Origin of the sequence: Pectobacterium aquaticum, from assembly GCF_003382565.3 — a bacterium.
In the GTDB taxonomy this organism is placed as follows: Bacteria; Pseudomonadota; Gammaproteobacteria; order Enterobacterales; family Enterobacteriaceae; genus Pectobacterium; species Pectobacterium aquaticum.
Map to the genome: position 1 here is coordinate 4,399,762 of NZ_CP086253.1, position 18,473 is coordinate 4,418,234.

Genomic DNA, 18,473 nt, shown 5'->3' on the forward strand with positions numbered 1-18,473 from the left:
GATCACCCCTGGGTTTGCAAAAATGCGTCGATCTCTTCACGCCACGGGACAGAGGGCTGAGCGCCTCGGCGAGTAACGGCTATCGCAGCTGCCGCATGGGCAAATTTTACTGCGGAGGACATGGGTTTATTTTCCAGCAATGCAGTGACTAACGCACCATTAAAGGTATCTCCAGCGGCGATAGTATCCACGGCTTTTACACGATATCCCGGAATTCGCTGCCCCTGACCGTTTTCACTTAACCATACGCCACGGCTACCCAATGTGATGAGAACCGTTTCAATGCCTTTATCGTGCAGAACCTGTGCTGCGCGAGCCGCATCGTCTTCCGTCTCAACGGTAATTCCCGTCAGGAACTGTGCTTCGGTTTCATTCGGCGTGATCATATTGACCAGCGATAACAGTTCATCGGGCAGTTCACGGGCAGGGGCAGGGTTAAGAATCACTTTCGTTTGGTGTTCATGCGCCAGTTTAGCGGCCGCAATGACCGTTTCCAACGGCGACTCAAGCTGCATAAGCAATGCTGAAGCATCAATAATGTGTTGCTGATGACGATGAAGATAATCAGGCGTCACCGCAGCATTCGCTCCGGCATTAATCGCGATCATGTTCTCAGCGTCGGCGTTAACAAAAATCAGTGCAACGCCGGTTGTTTCCCCGGAGATAGCCTCAACGGCAGAAACATCGATATTGTCCTTGAATAGCTGCTGGCAAATACGGGTGCCGATATCATCTTCTCCAACGCAGGCAATAAAGGCGATGTCTGCACCGCTTCGACCAGCGGCAACGGCCTGATTGGCACCTTTCCCACCGAAAGCAACGCTATATTGCTCACCGATCACCGTTTCGCCTGGACGGGGAAATTGCTCAAGATTGAGAATATGGTCAGCATTAATACTGCCCAGCACCACCAGCTTACCCGTTTTCATTATGTCGAATCCCGCTACGTTAATAATGCGCCACCACAAACGGGTGGCGCGAGCCCTGCTTTATTCTTTAATTATTTTGCTACCAGTTTCAGGTCAACCGGAATGATGGCCTGAGGTTTTTCACCTTTCAGCACTTTCGCCGCCGTTTCGATACCGATCACACCGATCTGATCAGGACGCTGAGCAACAGTCGCAGCCAGCTTGCCTGACTCAACAGCCTTCACGCCATCTTGAGTGCCGTCAAAGCCGACGACCAGCACATCTGTTTTGCCTGCGGTTTGCAGCGCACGCAGTGCACCCAACGCCATTTCATCGTTCTGAGCAAATACGGCCTGAACGTCAGGGTGCGCGGTCAGCAGGTTCTGCATCACGTTCAGCCCTTTAGTACGGTCAAAGTCAGCGGGTTGGCTGGCCAGCATAGCGAATTTATTTTTCTCAGCAGATTTCATGAAGCCCGCCCCACGCTCGCGTGCGGCAGACGTTCCAGCGATGCCTTCCAGTTGAATCACTTTAGCGCCTTCACCCAATTTCTTGGCAATGAAGTCACCGGCAACTTTACCGCCGAAGGCGTTATCAGAAGCCACGTGGCTCACAACTTCACCACTGCTCGCAACGCGGTCCAGCGTAATAACAGGGATCTTGGCTTGGTTAGCCATTTTAATCGCATTACCTACTGCATCAGAATCGGTCGGGTTGATCAGCAGAACTTTGGTTCCACGTACCGTCAAATCCTGAACGTTAGCCAGTTCTTTTGCTGGGTTATTCTGGGAATCCAGCACAATCAGTTCGTAGCCCAGTTTGTCAGCTTCTTTCTGCGCACCCTCTTTCATTGAAACAAAGAACGGGTTATTCAGCGTAGAAACCACCAGAGCAACCGTATCTTTGGCCAAGGCATTAGCACTGACAGTCGCGCTCAGCGCAACAGCGGAAACCAGAGTAGCCAGCTTTTTCATATTCATAACTCAATTCCTGTGTGAATGAAGGTTATTTACTGCTTTTGTTATCTACCAGAACCGCCAGCAAAATGACGACTGCTTTAACGATCATTTGGTAGTAAGAAGAAACACCTAATAAATTCAGTCCGTTGTTGAGGAAACCAAGGATAAGTGCGCCGATCAACGTACCAACGATACGCCCTTTTCCTCCAGCCAGACTGGTGCCGCCCAATACTACAGCCGCGATAGCATCCAGCTCATACCCTGTACCCGCCGTCGGCTGTGCAGAGGACAAACGTGCGACTTCGATAATTCCCGCTAGGGCAGACAACAGCCCACACAGGGAATAGACAATAATTTTGACTTTATCAACACTGATGCCGGACAAACGGGTGGCAGACTCGTTGCCGCCTAACGCATAGATATAGCGCCCCAGACGCGTATGGTGCAACATGTACCAGGCTGCCGCGAACACGATAGCCATGATCCAGATTGGCGTCGGAATTCCCAGAGGACGACCGATACCAAACCAGCCAAACGCATCTGCTACGTCGGAAAAGCCAGTATTAACCGGGCTACCGTTGGTATAGACCATTGTCACACCGCGAAGTAACAGCATCATGACCAACGTGGCAATAAACGCCTGCACTTTGCCTTTGGATACAATGATCCCTGTACCCGCACCAATCAGCGCCCCCAGCGCCAGCGCGCCAAACACCGCCACCAGCGCATTGACTTCAAGCCCGACGATGGAAGCCGCTACGGCACCAGTCAATGCCAGCAGTGACCCCACTGACAAATCGATGCCCGAGGTCAAAATCACCAGGGTCATGCCGACGGCCATGATGGCGTTCACCGACGTCTGCTGGAGAATATTGAACAGGTTGTTCAGGGTAAAAAAGTTAGGGCTCATGGCGGAAACAACCGCAATCAGGATCAGGAGCGCGATCAGCGATTTCTGCTCCAATAACCACTCTTTGCTGAACCAGCGTTTTGCCGCGATAGATTGAGAACTCATGTCTGACTTACTCCTGCTTTGCGCCGTATTGCTTACCAACGGCCGCGGCCATCAGTGCTTCCTGGGTTGCTTGCTCAATAGGGAAATCACCGCTCAAGCGCCCTTCATGCATCACAATGATGCGATCGCTCATTCCCAAGACTTCGGGCATTTCGGATGACACCAATATGATGCTCAGCCCTTCTTCTTTGAATTGATTGATTAACTGATAAATCTCTTTCTTCGCCCCGACATCGACGCCACGCGTCGGTTCATCGAGGATCAGGACATTCGGGCGCGTCATCAGGCCACGGGCAATCGCCACTTTCTGCTGATTACCGCCGGAAAGCAGGCCAATAGGCTGCTCCATCGAAGGCGTTTTCACGTTGAACAGGCGAATAAAATCGGCAACCGTCAGTTGCTCTTCGGCGTGTTTCAGACGACCGCCCGCATGGCTGAAATAACGTAGTGCGGTTAAGGACATGTTTTCTTTTACTGACATGCCCAGCACCAAACCATCACGTTTGCGGTCTTCAGAAATGTAAACAATGCCGTTCGCCAGGCCATCCTGCGGTTTACGGGTCACTACGTCGCGGCCATCCAGCGTCACATTACCGCCAGTTCGCGGCAGTGCACCGTAGAGAATCTTCATCAGTTCGGTACGGCCCGCACCCATCAGCCCTGCGACGCCCAGAATTTCGCCTTTCCGCACCGTAAAGCTTACGCGCTCTACGCCCGGCCCTGACAAGTTCTGCACCTTAAGGCGAACCTCTCCCGGCGCTTTATTCGAACGCGGGTACTGATCTTCCAGCTTACGGCCCACCATCATTTCAATCAGCGTATCTTCCTCTAAGTCACTGACAGGACGCTCGCCAATAAACTGACCATCGCGGAACACGGTAATGTCATCGCAGATTTCAAAGATTTCTTTCAGACGGTGGGAAATATAGACAATGCCGCATCCCTGAGATTGCAGCTCTTTGATCACGCTGAATAGCGAAGCGGTTTCGGTATCCGTCAGAGCATCGGTAGGTTCATCCATGATGATGACTTTCGATTCAAAGCTCAGCACCTTGGCAATTTCAACCATTTGCTGATCGCCAATCGATAAATCCCCGACCATACGACGACTGTCGTAGCGCAGATTAAGGCGTTTCAGCAGCTTATCGGCTTCCGCATACATCTTGTTCCAGTCGATACGACCGAAGCGGTTGGTAAACTCACGGCCAAGGAAGATATTCTCGGCAATCGTGAGTTGGGGAATCAGGTTAAGTTCCTGATGGATAATACCGATACCTGCTTCCTGAGACGCTTTCGGCCCGCTGAAATCTACCTCTTGCCCTAGAAAATGGATGCTGCCGGCATCTTTACGATAGATCCCGGTCAGGACTTTCATCATGGTGGACTTGCCCGCACCGTTTTCGCCCACCAGCGCCATCACTTTTCCCGGATAGACATTGAGTGCAGCACCGGAAAGCGCTTTAACGCCGGGAAAAGATTTCGTGATGCCTTGCAGTTGCAGTAAAGGTTGCATTGATGCCTCAGAACGTTACGCCAGCACAAAGGATGACATTGGCATACGGAGAGCATTCTCCGCTGCGAATGATCGCCCGGCTTTTGCCGCTTTGGGTTTTAAATTCTTCATGGCTAACATAGTGCAATGCAATTGAGTTTCCCTGGAGTTGTTCAAGTTGCTTCAATTGATCGAGTAATGCGTCATGGACTGCGGGGTTCTTTTCAATAATCTCTTCCGCCAGAATCGCGGCCTCGACCTGCATTTCGCTGGTGACAACGCTAACCACCTGCAAGAACGTCGGCACGTTATGCGTCAATGCCAGATCGATACGGGTCGTCGTTTCAGGAATCGGTAAACCGGCATCACCAATAACAAGGCTATCGGTATGCCCCAGTCGAGAAATCACGGAAGAAATATCTGAATTCAATAATGTTGCTTTTTTCATCTTATCACCCCACCAGCGAAACGTTTCGCTAATAACATTCTAGAAAAAGAAGCAAGAAAGGCAATGAAGAGATAAAAAAAATGTGATCACTATCGAAACGTTTCGCTAACAAAAAAAGAAAGATAGCGAGAGGCCGTTATAGGAGATTGATAAATAGAGAAATGGCGGGCAACGGCCCGCCACGAGGGAATTGAGGGTAACGATTTAGAGTTTGCGAATCTGCTTCACATCCAGCTCGACGGAGTTGAAGTCTTTATCCAGTTCTCCCTGAATTTCGACTTTGTCGGTGGGCGAAACCATCTGACCATTCCAGCGTTTGTGATCGATTTCGACTTCCATCGTGCCTGTCGCGTCGCGGAACAGGTAGTTTTCATCACCGATCCGTTTTTCAATATTACCGCTCAGCGTCACCCAACTGTCATCACGCAAATCTTTAGCTTTATCTACCGTGGTGAGGGAACTCTGTTGATCAATGAATCCCCCTTTATGTATGCCAACCGCAGACGTTTCTGGGTTGACGAAACCACCGCCGCTTTGTGCGGCAAAGACGGGCGCAGAAACCAGAGCGGTAATGGCAAGTAACGCAACTGCTTTTTTCATGTTTACCTTCCTTATTTTGTCTGTTTTTCACAGTCAACGGTTTCGCAGTCAACCTGCGGGAGTAATCGGTCTTCGGGAAGGATTAAAGCAAACCGTTCTTAACAGAATCTTAAGGAGTCAGCGTTTACTTTCTTATTTTTTTATATTGCCGAAATCGCCCGATTTCAGCGATTTGTCCTGTACACACCGCCTCTCTATTTCGTATAAAACCGGAAAAGACATAAGCGCAACGGCAGTACATTCCCTGCGAGGCCCCCATGAGAATATTGTTAATCGAAGACGATCGCTTGATTGGTGACGGCCTGAAAGCGGGGTTGAACAAACTGGGCTTTAATATTGACTGGTTTATGGAAGGTAAAGCGGGTGCTGCGGCAGTGAAGGCGGCACCCTATGATGCGGTGGTGCTCGATCTCAGCCTGCCGGGCATGGATGGGATGGATATTCTGCGCCAGTGGCGTCAGGCGGGGCATGACGAACCAGTGCTGGTTCTGACCGCCCGCGATGCGCTGGAACAGCGCGTAGAAGGGCTACAGCAGGGTGCCGATGATTATTTATGTAAGCCCTTTGCGCTGACAGAAGTGGCCGCTCGCCTTCAGGCGCTGATTCGCCGTCGTCACGGCCAGCTTCAACCGACATTAACGCACGGCGCGGTTTCCCTTGAGCCGGGATCGCGGAGCGTCACGCTTAACAATGAACCGCTGATACTAAAGTCTCGCGAACTGGCGTTACTGGAACTGTTTTTGCTCAATCCAAACCGCGTACTCACGCGCGCGCAGTTGGAAGAAAAACTCTATGGGTGGGACGATGATGTCTCCAGCAATGCAGTAGAAGTGCACATCCACCACCTGCGCAAAAAGTTAGGTGGCGGGTTTATCCGTACCGTGCATGGCGTTGGCTACATTCTGGGAGATACACCATGAACCGACTCAGCCTGCGTTTACGCCTGATTGCAGGTTTTACGCTGCTGACGCTGATTTGCTGGAGCGTAGCCAGCCTGCTTTCGTGGTATCAAACGCGTCATAATATCAATGCGTTATTTGATACCCAGCAAATGCTGTTTGCCAAACGTCTTGCCACCATGAATCCCGATGAATTGCGAATTAAGTCGACTTCTCTGCCCAAAACCAAAAGTCTGGTACATAAGGATCGAGGCAAGCAGGACGACGATGCGCTAGCCTTCGCCATTTTTACTCGCGACGGGACGATGGTGTTGAATGATGGTGAGAACGGCAAAGATTTTATTTTTGATTACCAGCGAAACGGCTTTACCGACGGCAGGTTACGCGATGACAGTGACGCCTGGCGCATCGTCTGGTTAGCGACGGCAGATGATCGTTACGTGATCGCTGTCGGACAGGAATGGGAATACCGTCAGGACATGACGCTGGATATTGTAAAAACCAACTTGATGCCCTGGCTGTTTGCGCTGCCGATCATGCTGGCGCTGCTGTTCTGGCTGGTCACGCGTGAACTCTCACCGCTAAAACGCATTACCGCCGAGCTTCAACAGCGTTCACCGGACGAAAGCACGCCGCTGGAAACGCAGCACATTCCGCAAGAGGTTCGCCCGTTGGCCAACGCATTGAACCACCTGTTTTCCCGCATCAGCGACATGCTGGTTCGTGAACGTCGTTTTACCTCCGATGCGGCTCATGAATTGCGTAGCCCGTTAGCAGCGTTGAAAGTCCAAACCGAAGTCGCACAGCTCGCGCATGACGATGAAGCCATGCGGCACCATGCACTGGTCAATCTGGACAAAGGTATCGATCGGGCCACACGGCTGGTGGATCAACTCCTGACACTATCGCGGCTGGATGCCGAATCGTCCCCCGAAGGGATGCAGCCCGTCCAGTTCAATGAACTCCTGCAACAGGCAGTGATCGCGCATTACCACACAGCGCAAACCGCAGGTATCGAACTGACGCTGGATTTACCAGATACGCCGGTCATCCGGCAAGGCCACCCGCTGCTGCTGGCTCTGCTGGTACGCAATTTGCTGGATAATGCTATTCGCTACAGCCATGAAGGGGGGACGGTAAACCTGACGCTGACAGAACGCAGCTTTCAGGTTACCGATAACGGGCCGGGTATTAGCAAGGCGGCGCTGGCAAGAATTGGCGAACGCTTTTATCGCCCGCCGGGGCAGGATAAATCCGGCAGCGGTCTGGGAATTTCCATCGTCAACAACATCGCAAAACTACACCACATGCGGGTCACGTTCACCAATCAGCCCGAAGGCGGGCTAATTGTGTCGGTAAATTGGGAAAATAGTTAACGTACTAGCAGCAACTCGCTGCCTGTTATTAGGGAAACACGAGGATGAGGTTCCCGCAGGGATGCCTCGCCTCGTGGTCGACCGTATATCTCGATCTTATCCCAACATAAGATCATCTATTCGGTTCACTTAAATCTCGACCTGTATCCCCAGTTCAATCAGCCTGTTCGGCGGTATTTCAAACTGATCCGCCGCCCGCAGCGCATTGCGGCTGAGCATCATGAATAGCTTACCGCGTAAGCGTAGATACCAAGGACGCTCACCGATAATCAGTGACTCATTGGACATAAAGAAAGAGGTTTCCATCATTTGGCAGGTTAACCCATCCTGCCAGCAGCGCTGAAAGACCTCTTCAACATCCGGCGTCTCACGCCAACCATAGTTGGCAATCACGCGCCAGAACGTCGGCGAAAGCTGTTCAACCGTCACTCGGCGAGCGTTCAATACATAGGGCGCATCCTCAGTTCGCATGGTCAACAACACCACGCGCTCGTGCAGGATCTTATTGTGCTTAAGGTTATGCAGCAGTGCGAACGGAATAACACGAGTCGCGCGCGAGAAATACACGGCGGTCCCCAGCACACGCGTCGGCGGCGTTTTCTCCAGCGAGGCAATCATGGCATCCAGCGAATTACCATGCTCATGCAGCCGGCGCAGCAGCCTGAAGCGCTCGCTTTTCCATGTGGTCATGATGATAAACATCACCATACCCAATGCCAGCGGCAGCCAGCCGCCGGAGAAGATCTTGACCACGTTTGCCAAAAACATCGGCACGTCAATAATCAGCAGGCCCGCCAGCAAAACCCACGCCAGATAGCGATTCCAGAGCCAATTTTTTACCGCCACCGTAAAGAACAGAATGCTGGTAATCACCATCGTACCTGTTACCGCAATCCCGTAAGCCGCAGCAAGATTGCCCGAATGCTCAAAGCTGACAATCACGATGACAACGGAAATATAGAGCATCCAGTTAATGGCAGGGATATAAATCTGACCGGATTCCATATCTGACGTATGTACGATACGCATCGGCGGCAAGTAACCCAGCCGCACCGCCTGACGGGTCAAGGAGAAAACGCCGGAAATCACTGCCTGAGAAGCAATAATTGTCGCCAACGTAGCCAATATCATCAGTGGAATCAGCGCCCAGTCTGGTGCCAGCAGGAAGAAAGGGTTCTTGATGGCTTCCGGGTCCTTTAACAGCAACGCGCCCTGCCCGAAGTAATTTAACACCAGCGATGGTAGCACCACCGTAAACCAAGCGAGACGAATAGGGAATTTACCGAAGTGCCCCATATCGGCATACAGCGCTTCGACCCCGGTAATCGCCAGCACCACCGCACCCAGCGCAAAGAACGACGCTACTTTATATTCGATAAAGAAGCGCAAGGCGTACATCGGGTTCAACGCCTGCAAAATTTCGGGATTAGCGATAATGCTGCGCGCACCCAGTACGCCAAGCGTCAAAAACCAAATCAGCATCACGGGTGCAAACAGCTTGCCGACGCTACCTGTACCGTGTTTTTGAATAATAAACAGTAATGTCAGAACAACAATCGAGAGGGGAACGATATAGCTGCCCATCGACGGCGCGGCAATTTCCAGCCCTTCCATCGCCGACATCACCGAGATAGCTGGCGTGATGACCACTTCCCCATAGAAGAAGCTACCGCCAATCAACCCCATGATGACCAGCACAGACGTCATTCTATCGGAGGTATTGCGCCCGGCTAACGACATTAATGTGAGAATTCCACCTTCGCCTGCGTTATCGGCACGCATCACATAGGTCAGGTATTTCAGCGAAACAACAAGGACCAACAGCCAAAAGATCAGTGAAAGAAAGCCAAAGACAGAATCAGGTTCGACCCCAAAGCCAAACTGCCCTGATAAACATTCCCTTAACGTATAAAGAGGGCTGGTTCCTATATCTCCATAAACTACCCCGATGGCCGCCAGCGTGACAGCCGGAAGCGAACGTTTATGTTCTGAGCTCATAAACCTATCTTCTTTTGTTAATCATGTTGTTAATCAGTCCGCGAAGCGCGTCATTCACAGCAATGCGTCCAAAAGCGCACAGTATGCACAAATCAGGGTAAAAAACCATGTTTATGGTGCGGGGTTATGCATAAGAAACATCCTGTAAAAGGTAGTTTATTGCTTACTTCCCCCGTTAGGGTGAATAATCCGTAAAAGTATTCTAATAAAAATCTGTGATCAGCCGTTTATTATTACTATTGTCTTTCTGAAAGTAGGTTTTTTCTGAGACATCGCTTTCAGTAGAGCAGCCGAATTCAAAAAATAAACGATTTCAGTACATCACATCATGGGACTAACGGATTAATTATGCGTCAAACTGCGGCATTGGCTGAAAGAATTTCTCGCCTCAGTCATGCGCTAGAGCATGGGCTCTACGAAAGACAGCACGCCATTCGCCTCTGCCTGCTGGCAGCACTAAGCGGGGAAAGCGTTTTTCTCCTGGGGCCGCCAGGTATAGCCAAAAGTATGATCGCCCGGCGCCTTAAATTCGCTTTTCGTCATGCGAACGCATTCGAGTACCTGATGACCCGCTTTTCCACTCCGGAAGAGGTATTCGGTCCCCTTTCTATTCAGGCATTAAAAGACGAAGGCCGCTATCAGCGTCTGACCGCGGGTTACCTGCCGGAAGCCGAAATCGTGTTTCTGGATGAGATCTGGAAAGCGGGCCCCGCTATTTTGAATACCCTGCTGACGGCCATTAACGAGCGGCGTTTCCGTAATGGCAACAGCGAAGACACCATCCCGATGCGCCTGCTGGTCGCGGCCTCGAATGAATTGCCAGAGGCGGATGGCGGTCTGGAAGCGCTCTACGACCGAATGCTCATCCGTCTGTGGCTCGATCGCGTGCAGGAAAAACAGAATTTCCGTGCACTGCTCGTGAATAACAGCAGCGAACGCGATAACCCCGTCCCACCCGCCCTTAGCGTCAGCGATGAAGAGTACCAACAGTGGCAGAAGGATATTGAGCAGATCGCGCTGCCTGAAGTCGGTTTCGAGCTGATTTACACGCTGCGTCAGCAGCTCGATGCGCTGGAAAAGGCACCTTACATTTCCGATCGACGCTGGAAAAAAGCCCTGCGCCTGCTTCAGGCCAGCGCATTTTTCTGCGGACGGGACACCATTACGCCGGTTGATATCATTCTGCTGAAAGACTGTCTATGGCATGACCAAAGCACGTTGACGCTCATCGAACACCAGCTTGAGCTACTGATTACCGAGCACGCTTACCAGCAGAAAAGTCTGCTGTTCCGGCTGCAACAGGCGAATACCAAACGTCAGCAATACCAACGTGAACAAAGTGAATTACAGGCATTTTCGGTGGAGAAACAGGGGCACTTCCTTGGCCGGAAATTCCATTACACCTTGCCTGACACGATTGTCGCTGAAACGCTGGATCTGGTGCTGCAAAGACCGCTGATCCTGCACGATATTGAAGTCAATCACCTGATCATTGAAAAGCATGCTTTGCAGGGCTGGTTGCAAAAGGGGGGAGAAATCCGGGGCAAGCTCAACGGCATCGGCTTTACTCAACGTCTCGATCTTCTGGTGGACGATCGCCAGCACCTGACAGTTCGCGATATCAGCCTGCAATCCTCCATGCTTTCTCTGCCGGAAAAGCGCGACTGTGTATTGCCTACCGCGATTACCGATGAATATGAAAAGCTGACCATGCAGCTACGCGAACAACGTCGCTTATTCAGCCAGCATCAGCCTTGTCTGTTCGTCCCCGCAGAGTGGCTAGCGAAAATAGAAGCCAGCCTGCAAGAGGTTGCCGAGCAGATCCAGCAATCAGAGCAACAGGACTAACGCCGATGATCACGCTGGAATCACTGGAAATGCTGCTGTCTATCGATGAAAACGAACTGCTGGACGATCTTGTCGTCACGCTGTTGGCAACGCCGCAGCTCGCTTTCTTCTTGGAAAAGTATCCCAGCCTGAAGTCCGCGTTACTCAACGATCTTCCCCACTGGAAAGAAACCTTAAAACAGCGCCTGCGCACCACGCAGGTACCGCCAGAGCTGGAAAAAGAATTTAGCTGCTACCAACGTTCACAATCGATCGACAACCAGGCTTTTCAGACACGCCTGCCTGCGATTATGGATATGCTGAACAACGTAGAATCCCCCTTTCTGGCACAGGCCTCACAGCTCATTACCTCTCCAGAGAGAACCTTAGGGCAGAAGATCACCAGTGGGCTCCACGCGCTCTTTCTGCAGCGCTGGCGGCTAAGCCTCACACTGCAAACCGTTTCACTGCATCAGCAGTTGATGGATCAGGAACGGGAAATCCTGCTGGATGAACTGCAACAACGCCTGACCCTCAGCGGCAAACTCGAACCTATTCTGGCCGAAAACGAAAACGCGGCCGGGCGGCTCTGGGATCTCAGCGCAGCGCAGCGTATTCATACCGATCCCCGTCCGTTACTGGATTTCGGTGCCTTCCTGCAACGCCAGCCCGCATTACAAAAGCTGGCGGAACGCTTAGGCCGCAGCCGGGAAACCAAATCCATCCTCACGCAAGAGGCGCCACAAGAAACCTTCCGGGTAAGAGTACGAGAACCGGCCACCGTGCCCGAACAGGTGAGCGGCGTTCATCAGAGCGATGACATTTTGCGTTTGATGCCGACGGAGCTGGCCACATTGGGCATTAGCGAATTGGAATATGAATTCTATCGTCGCCTGCTAGAGCATCGACTGCTGACCTATCGCTTACAAGGGGAGAGCTGGCGCGAGAAAATCACCGAGCGCCCCGTTGTCCATCAGCAAAACGAACAGCAGCCGCGTGGCCCCTTTATCGTCTGCGTCGATACGTCAGGCTCGATGGGCGGCTTTAATGAACGCTGTGCTAAAGCCTTCTGTCTGGCATTGATGCGCATCGCGCTCGCCGACAACCGCCGTTGCTACATCATGCTGTTTTCTACCGGCGTGGTGAAATATGAGCTCACGTCTGCGGACGGATTAGAGCAGGCGATACGCTTTCTCAGCCAGTCCTTCCGCGGCGGCACGGATATGAGCGCCTGCCTGTCAGCATTGTTGGATAAAATGGATGACGGACTCTGGCATGATGCCGACGCCGTGGTGATTTCAGATTTTATCGCCCAGCGGTTGCCGGATGAGGTAGTCAATAAGGTGAAAAGCCGCCAGAAGCAGCTACAGCATCGTTTCCATGCTGTAGCGATGTCCGATCATGGCAAACCCGGCATCATGCACATCTTTGACCATATCTGGCGCTTTGATACTGGGTTAAAAAGCCGCTTAATGCGCCGCTGGCAGCACGGCAAGGCTTATTAAAGCAGGCCGGAAACTGACTCACGCAGCGGCTGTGGCCAGACGCCGCACTGAACCTGACCAATGTGTGGCAATTGCAGCAACAGCATGACCAAGCGAGACTGACCGATTCCCCCACCGATCGTTTGCGGCATTTCACCGCGCAGCAGCGCCTGATGCCATTCCAGCTTCAGACGTTCTTCATCCTGCGTCAGCGCTAACTGGCGTGTTAAGGCTTCAGCATCAACGCGGATGCCCATTGATGAAATCTCAAACGCATCGTTCAGGACTGGGTTCCACACGACGATATCGCCGTTCAGGCCCGCCAATTCCTGCTCGCCTGGCGTTGTCCAGTCATCATAATCCGGCGCACGCACATCGTGAGAGTGTCCGCTGGACAGCTTACCGCCAATCCCAATCAGGAAGACCGCACCCAGTTCTTTAGCGATAGCTCGCTCACGCCCTTTGGCATCCAGATCGGGATAACGCTGCAGCAACGTTTCGGTATGCACAAAATGAATCTGTTCCGGCAGGAAAGGCTGAATGCCAAACGCCTGATGTACCGCCGCTTCCGTCGCTTTAATGCCCTGATAAATATGCGTCACTGTCGATTTCAGATACTCGGCATTGCGCTCTCCATCCCCCATCACGCGCTCCCAGTCCCACTGATCGACATAAACTGAGTGGATCGGGCTCAGACGATCTTCGTCCGGGCGCAGTGCCTTCATGTGGGTATAGATGCCTTCGCCGAAGCTAAAGTCATACGCGCCCAGCGTTTTACGTTTCCATTTCGCCAGTGAATGAACCACTTCAAATGTGGCATCCGGTAGGGCTTTAACCTTAACCTGCACCGCTTTTTCCGTACCGGACAAGTTATCCTGCGTACCATCACCGATACGGCTGAGAATCGGTGCCTGGACTTCAATCAATCCCAGAAGCTGCTCCAGTTGGCTGGAGAAGAAAGACTTAACGAAGCTGATTTGCTGTTGTTTTTCGATGTACTGCTTTTTCATTGCCGCGTCTCTTATTCATCGTATTTAGTTATTCATTAAGCAATAAAAACTGCCAGTCATTCAATAATCTTATGGATAAATTGCACTTGTGCTTTTAATCCGTCATTTTATAGCGGTATAAAATCATTATTCGATAAAATAGGGGGCTCAAAGTGGCAGAAATTTATCAGATCGATAATCTCGATCGCGGCATTCTTTCCGCCTTAATGGAAAATGCGCGCACGCCTTATGCCGAACTGGCAAAACAATTTTCCGTCAGTCCAGGCACGATCCACGTTCGAGTAGAAAAAATGAAGCAGGCGGGCATCATTGTCGGTACGCGTCTGGATGTGAATCCAAAGCAGTTGGGCTATGACGTATGCTGTTTTATCGGCATCATTCTGAAAAGTGCCAAAGATTATCCCTCTGCACTGGAGAAGCTGAACAATCTGGAAGAAGTGGTCGAGGCCTACTACACCACTGGGCATTACAGCATCTTTATTAAGGTCATGTGCCGCTCGATCGAGGCGCTGCAACATGTGCTTATCAACAAGATCCAAACAATTGATGAAATTCAGTCCACTGAAACACTCATCTCCCTGCAGAACCCCATCATGCGGACGATCGCGCCGTAATGCTTTTTTCCTATACCCATATTATCCACAGGTAGATCCCAGCCAGATCACAGCGTACAATGTCCCGTCTTTTATCAGATGGGATCGCTATGGCAGATATTACCTTAATCAGCGGCAGTACCCTTGGCAGTGCCGAATATGTTGCAGAACATTTGGCCGAACTGCTGGAGAAGGATGATTTTTCCACTGAAATTCTGCATGGCCCTACGCTTGATGCACTACCTGAAAGCGGTATATGGCTGGTGGTGACGTCTACACACGGTGCAGGAGAATTCCCTGACAACCTGAAAGCACTGTTTGAACAGTTGGAACAACAAAAGCCCGATCTTTCTCAGGTGAGTTTCGGTGCAGTGGGGATCGGTAGTAAAGAGTACGACACATTCTGTGGCGCGATCCAAACAGCAGATCGTGTACTGGCTCAATTAGGGGCCAAACGGATCGGTGAAATCCTCGAGATCGACATCACCCAACATCAAATTCCAGAAGATCCAGCAGAAGAATGGCTAGGATCGTGGGTTAATTTACTCAAATAAGATGAAATATTCGGCAGTTGAATGTGGATAACTATGCTTATTTCAGGTGTAAAACCCGTAGTTATCCCAATAACAACCCGAGTATGTTTTTTGTCCTGTGCATAACTACGCATTAAGATCCCAGCTTATACTGGCTAGGATCACCGATCATTCACAGGTAAGGATCATCTCCATTCTCTTGATCTTTAATATGAATAATCACTTATCCACACAACATGACGATCCTAATAAGAGATCTAATAAAGAGATCTTTAAATAAAAAGATCTTTCTTTAATTAACGAGGATCCAACGGACTTGGTCGTTGGCTCAAAGTTGAGTAGAATCGCCTCCCCAGGGCAAATAACGATCGTTCACCACTCATCATTCGCGATAATGCGAGGAGCAGTACCATGTTTTATCCAGATCCATTTGACGTCATCGTGATCGGTGGCGGTCATGCCGGAACAGAAGCAGCAATGGCTTCTGCCCGAATGGGCCAACAGACGCTTTTGCTCACACACAATATCGACACGTTGGGACAAATGTCTTGCAACCCAGCGATCGGCGGTATTGGGAAAGGTCATCTGGTTAAAGAGATCGATGCAATGGGAGGCTTGATGGCGCGTGCCGTCGATCAGGCAGGTATACAGTTTAGGATACTAAACAGCAGTAAAGGCCCTGCCGTCAGAGCGACCCGCGCACAAGCGGATCGTGTGCTCTATCGTCAGGCTGTCCGTACCGCTTTGGAAAATCAGCCAAACCTGACGATCTTCCAGCAGGCTGTTGACGATCTGATCGTGGAAAACGATCGTGTTATCGGTGCAGTTACCCAGATGGGACTAAAATTCCGTGCAAAAGCCGTGGTGTTGACGGTAGGCACTTTCCTTGATGGCAAAATTCATATTGGGCTGGATAACTACAGCGGTGGGCGTGCAGGCGATCCGCCTTCCATTCCGCTCGCACGCCGCCTGCGTGAACTGCCTCTGCGCGTCAACCGCCTGAAAACTGGTACGCCGCCACGAATTGACGCCAGAACGATTGATTTTAGCGTGCTGGCACAACAGCACGGTGACAACCCGATGCCGGTTTTCTCATTCCTGGGAAATACGAGCCAGCATCCAGCACAAATGCCGTGCTACATCACGCATACCAATGAGAAGACCCATGATGTGATCCGTAATAATCTGGATCGCAGCCCGATGTATGCCGGGATCATCGAAGGGATCGGGCCACGCTATTGCCCATCGATCGAAGACAAAGTCATGCGCTTTGCCGATCGAAATACGCATCAGATCTTTCTTGAACCGGAAGGACTGACTAGCAACGAAATTTATCCTAACGGGATCTCAACCAGTTTGCCGTTTGACGTCCAGTGGCAGATTGTTCGCTCGATGGCAGGGATGGAAAATGCACGCATCGTTCGTCCTGGCTATGCGATTGAGTACGATTTCTTCGATCCTCGCGATCTGAAACCTACGCTTGAAAACAAATTTGTTCATGGCCTGTTCTTCGCTGGACAGATCAACGGAACAACAGGTTATGAAGAAGCGGCCGCACAGGGCATGCTAGCTGGGCTGAATGCAGCTCGACTGGCTGCCGATAAGGAAGGTTGGTCACCACGTCGCGATCAAGCTTATCTCGGCGTGTTGGTTGACGATCTCTGTACACTGGGGACGAAAGAACCCTACCGGATGTTTACCTCACGTGCTGAATATCGTCTGATGCTACGCGAAGATAACGCTGATCTACGTTTGACTGAAATGGGTCGCGAGCTGGGGATGGTCGACGATCATCGCTGGGCACGTTTCAACGAGAAGCTCGAGAATATTGAGAAAGAGCGTCAGCGCCTGCGCGACATTCACGTTCACCCGCAATCTGAGCAGTTAGATCAGGTCAACTCATTGCTGAAAACGCCGTTGTCCCGTGAAGCGAACGGTGAAGAACTGCTGCGTCGCCCGGAAGTGGATTACGTTCAGCTTACTGCGCTACCGCTGTTTGCTCCAAGATTAACCGATGAACAGGCCGCAGAGCAGGTTGAAATTCAGGTCAAATACGAAGGATATATTGCTCGACAGCAGGATGAAATCGAAAAACAGCAGCGTAATGAAAATGCACTGTTGCCTGCCGATCTGGATTACAAACAGGTGAGTGGATTGTCCAATGAGGTGATTGCAAAGCTGAACGATCACAAGCCTTCGTCGATCGGTCAGGCTTCACGGATTTCTGGTATTACGCCTGCGGCGATCTCCATTCTACTGATCTGGCTTAAAAAACAAGGTCTGCTGCGCCGCAGCGCCTGATTTACGGTAAACTTATCCCCTAAATAGCCGGTTATCCGGCTATTTTTATTATTAACTTCATATTTTTCATCGGGATCTTATTGTGCGCAACACACTCGATAATCTGCTAAACGCGGCTGGTATGGTGATTTCAGATAAGCAAAAAAATCTTCTGATACAGTATGTTGATATGCTGAATAAGTGGAACAAAGCTTATAATCTGACGTCGGTACGCGATCCGCAGCAAATGCTGGTCCGCCACATCATGGACAGTATCGTGGTTGAGCCACATTTACACGGACAGCGTTTTATCGATGTGGGTACCGGGCCTGGGTTACCGGGAATTCCGTTGGCGATTGTTCGCCCTGAGTCGCATTTTACTTTGCTGGATAGCCTGGGTAAGCGTGTGCGCTTCCTGCGTCAGGTTCAGCATGAACTACAGCTTGAAAACATCACGCCAGTACAGAGTCGCGTTGAGGCGTTTCCAGCAGAACCCCCTTTTGATGGGGTGATCAGTCGGGCATTTGCCTCTTTGCAGGACATGATTAACTGGTGCAACCATCTTCCAGCCAGACCTACAGGGCGGTTTTATGCGCTAAAAGGCCTACTTCCAGAGGATGAATTGTCATCCTTGCCACAAGATGTCCTATTAGATCAAGTGGTTCGCTTATCCGTTCCCGATCTGGAAGGTGAACGCCATTTGGTCGTGCTTAAACCAAACTAATTTTGTTTTTTATCAAAAAAATTATAACTAAATATTGCATGTCAGGATGCCACCTCGTCTATCGGTGGCATTGTCTTGGAATGCATTGCGATCACTGAAATTTTACATCTTCGTTTTTTCAGCGTTGTCCTTTTGCTTTCGCACTGAATAATAACGAGCGAAAATAAATCATCGGCATCAAAATTTAGTTATTTTTGTGTTAATTGAGTAAAAAAACGATATCAATAATGTCAATAGGTGGTTGAAAGCTTGTTTATTGCGATTTCTGGATGGTTTTTTTATTAACTTATTGAAATAAAATAAAATAAATACTTTTTATTACTAAGG

The 18,473-nt window shown here is 50.7% G+C and carries 16 protein-coding genes; 8 read left to right on the plus strand and 8 right to left on the minus strand.

From position 1 onward, the window contains the following. Positions 1-2: 2 nt before the first annotated feature. From rbsK to DMB82_RS20380, 6 genes are all read right to left on the minus strand, one after another. Positions 3-929, minus strand: a complete 927-nt coding sequence (gene rbsK, locus DMB82_RS20355) for a ribokinase (protein WP_116156070.1) — start codon at positions 927-929, stop codon at positions 3-5. 71 nt (positions 930-1,000) lie between these two features. Next, positions 1,001-1,888: a ribose ABC transporter substrate-binding protein RbsB gene (gene rbsB, locus DMB82_RS20360; RefSeq protein WP_039275930.1), complete on the minus strand. Its 888-nt coding sequence runs from the start codon at positions 1,886-1,888 to the stop codon at positions 1,001-1,003. Between the two features lie 25 nt (positions 1,889-1,913). Then, positions 1,914-2,882, minus strand: coding sequence for a ribose ABC transporter permease (gene rbsC / locus DMB82_RS20365; protein WP_102118014.1), 969 nt, complete (start codon positions 2,880-2,882; stop codon positions 1,914-1,916). 7 nt (positions 2,883-2,889) lie between these two features. Continuing rightward, positions 2,890-4,395: a ribose ABC transporter ATP-binding protein RbsA gene (gene rbsA / locus DMB82_RS20370; RefSeq protein WP_102118013.1), complete on the minus strand. Its 1,506-nt coding sequence runs from the start codon at positions 4,393-4,395 to the stop codon at positions 2,890-2,892. Between the two features lie 7 nt (positions 4,396-4,402). Beyond that, entirely contained in the window at positions 4,403-4,822 is a 420-nt protein-coding gene (gene rbsD / locus DMB82_RS20375; protein WP_116164546.1) for a D-ribose pyranase, read from the minus strand. A gap of 204 nt (positions 4,823-5,026) precedes the next feature. Then, complete coding sequence (locus DMB82_RS20380) at positions 5,027-5,422, minus strand: YgiW/YdeI family stress tolerance OB fold protein (protein WP_116156069.1); 396 nt, start codon at positions 5,420-5,422, stop codon at positions 5,027-5,029. 257 nt (positions 5,423-5,679) lie between these two features. Here DMB82_RS20380 and qseB point away from each other — a divergent pair, with 257 nt between their 5' ends. Beyond that, a complete protein-coding gene (qseB, locus tag DMB82_RS20385; RefSeq protein WP_116164544.1) occupies positions 5,680-6,342 on the plus strand; it encodes a quorum sensing response regulator transcription factor QseB in 663 nt (220 codons plus the stop codon). Further along, positions 6,339-7,697 (plus strand): quorum sensing histidine kinase QseC, encoded by a 1,359-nt coding sequence (gene qseC / locus DMB82_RS20390; protein WP_116156067.1) that lies wholly within the window; start codon positions 6,339-6,341, stop codon positions 7,695-7,697. Before qseB ends, qseC begins: the two co-directional genes overlap by 4 nt. A gap of 129 nt (positions 7,698-7,826) precedes the next feature. On the opposite strand, the gene kup is transcribed toward qseC, so the two are convergent. Next, positions 7,827-9,695 (minus strand): low affinity potassium transporter Kup, encoded by a 1,869-nt coding sequence (gene kup, locus DMB82_RS20395; protein WP_102118008.1) that lies wholly within the window; start codon positions 9,693-9,695, stop codon positions 7,827-7,829. Positions 9,696-10,043: 348 nt separating this feature from the next. Between kup and ravA the strand changes: the two genes are divergently transcribed. After that, the gene (ravA, locus tag DMB82_RS20400; RefSeq protein ID WP_102118007.1) at positions 10,044-11,543 is read left to right on the plus strand and encodes an ATPase RavA; all 1,500 of its coding nucleotides are present in this window, start codon (positions 10,044-10,046) and stop codon (positions 11,541-11,543) included. Positions 11,544-11,548: 5 nt separating this feature from the next. After that, entirely contained in the window at positions 11,549-13,027 is a 1,479-nt protein-coding gene (gene viaA / locus DMB82_RS20405; RefSeq protein ID WP_116164542.1) for an ATPase RavA stimulator ViaA, read from the plus strand. Here viaA and asnA read toward each other — a convergent pair. Next, positions 13,024-14,016 carry an aspartate--ammonia ligase gene (gene asnA, locus DMB82_RS20410; protein WP_102118005.1) on the minus strand — a complete coding sequence of 331 codons (993 nt, stop codon included), beginning with the start codon at positions 14,014-14,016 and terminating at the stop codon, positions 13,024-13,026. The two genes, viaA and asnA, sit on opposite strands and share 4 nt — an antisense overlap. Positions 14,017-14,168: 152 nt before the next feature. On the opposite strand from asnA, the gene asnC reads away from it, so the two are divergent. The 4 genes from asnC (at position 14,169) to rsmG (ending at position 18,146) form a co-directional block, all read left to right on the plus strand. Further along, complete coding sequence (asnC, locus tag DMB82_RS20415; RefSeq protein ID WP_010300103.1) at positions 14,169-14,630, plus strand: transcriptional regulator AsnC; 462 nt, start codon at positions 14,169-14,171, stop codon at positions 14,628-14,630. A gap of 89 nt (positions 14,631-14,719) precedes the next feature. Further along, on the plus strand, positions 14,720-15,163 hold the full coding sequence (gene mioC / locus DMB82_RS20420) for an FMN-binding protein MioC (protein WP_010300101.1): 444 nt from the start codon (positions 14,720-14,722) through the stop codon (positions 15,161-15,163). Positions 15,164-15,553: 390 nt separating this feature from the next. After that, the gene (gene mnmG, locus DMB82_RS20425) at positions 15,554-17,443 is read left to right on the plus strand and encodes a tRNA uridine-5-carboxymethylaminomethyl(34) synthesis enzyme MnmG (RefSeq protein WP_116164540.1); all 1,890 of its coding nucleotides are present in this window, start codon (positions 15,554-15,556) and stop codon (positions 17,441-17,443) included. A gap of 82 nt (positions 17,444-17,525) precedes the next feature. Continuing rightward, entirely contained in the window at positions 17,526-18,146 is a 621-nt protein-coding gene (rsmG, locus tag DMB82_RS20430; protein ID WP_102118002.1) for a 16S rRNA (guanine(527)-N(7))-methyltransferase RsmG, read from the plus strand. Positions 18,147-18,473 lie beyond the last annotated feature (327 nt).

Bases quoted from the DNA above. Each gene is read 5' to 3' on its own strand.
- kup (WP_102118008.1), bottom strand. From the start codon at position 9,695: ATGAGCTCAGAACATAAACGTTCGCTTCCGGCTGTCACGCTGGCGGCC.
- ravA (WP_102118007.1), top strand. From the start codon at position 10,044: ATGCGTCAAACTGCGGCATTGGCTGAAAGAATTTCTCGCCTCAGTCAT.
- DMB82_RS20380 (WP_116156069.1), bottom strand. From the start codon at position 5,422: ATGAAAAAAGCAGTTGCGTTACTTGCCATTACCGCTCTGGTTTCTGCG.
- asnA (WP_102118005.1), bottom strand. From the start codon at position 14,016: ATGAAAAAGCAGTACATCGAAAAACAACAGCAAATCAGCTTCGTTAAG.
- rbsK (WP_116156070.1), bottom strand. From the start codon at position 929: ATGAAAACGGGTAAGCTGGTGGTGCTGGGCAGTATTAATGCTGACCAT.
- rbsB (WP_039275930.1), bottom strand. From the start codon at position 1,888: ATGAATATGAAAAAGCTGGCTACTCTGGTTTCCGCTGTTGCGCTGAGC.
- mnmG (WP_116164540.1), top strand. From the start codon at position 15,554: ATGTTTTATCCAGATCCATTTGACGTCATCGTGATCGGTGGCGGTCAT.
- rbsA (WP_102118013.1), bottom strand. From the start codon at position 4,395: ATGCAACCTTTACTGCAACTGCAAGGCATCACGAAATCTTTTCCCGGC.
- qseC (WP_116156067.1), top strand. From the start codon at position 6,339: ATGAACCGACTCAGCCTGCGTTTACGCCTGATTGCAGGTTTTACGCTG.
- rbsC (WP_102118014.1), bottom strand. From the start codon at position 2,882: ATGAGTTCTCAATCTATCGCGGCAAAACGCTGGTTCAGCAAAGAGTGG.
- mioC (WP_010300101.1), top strand. From the start codon at position 14,720: ATGGCAGATATTACCTTAATCAGCGGCAGTACCCTTGGCAGTGCCGAA.
- viaA (WP_116164542.1), top strand. From the start codon at position 11,549: ATGATCACGCTGGAATCACTGGAAATGCTGCTGTCTATCGATGAAAAC.
- qseB (WP_116164544.1), top strand. From the start codon at position 5,680: ATGAGAATATTGTTAATCGAAGACGATCGCTTGATTGGTGACGGCCTG.
- rbsD (WP_116164546.1), bottom strand. From the start codon at position 4,822: ATGAAAAAAGCAACATTATTGAATTCAGATATTTCTTCCGTGATTTCT.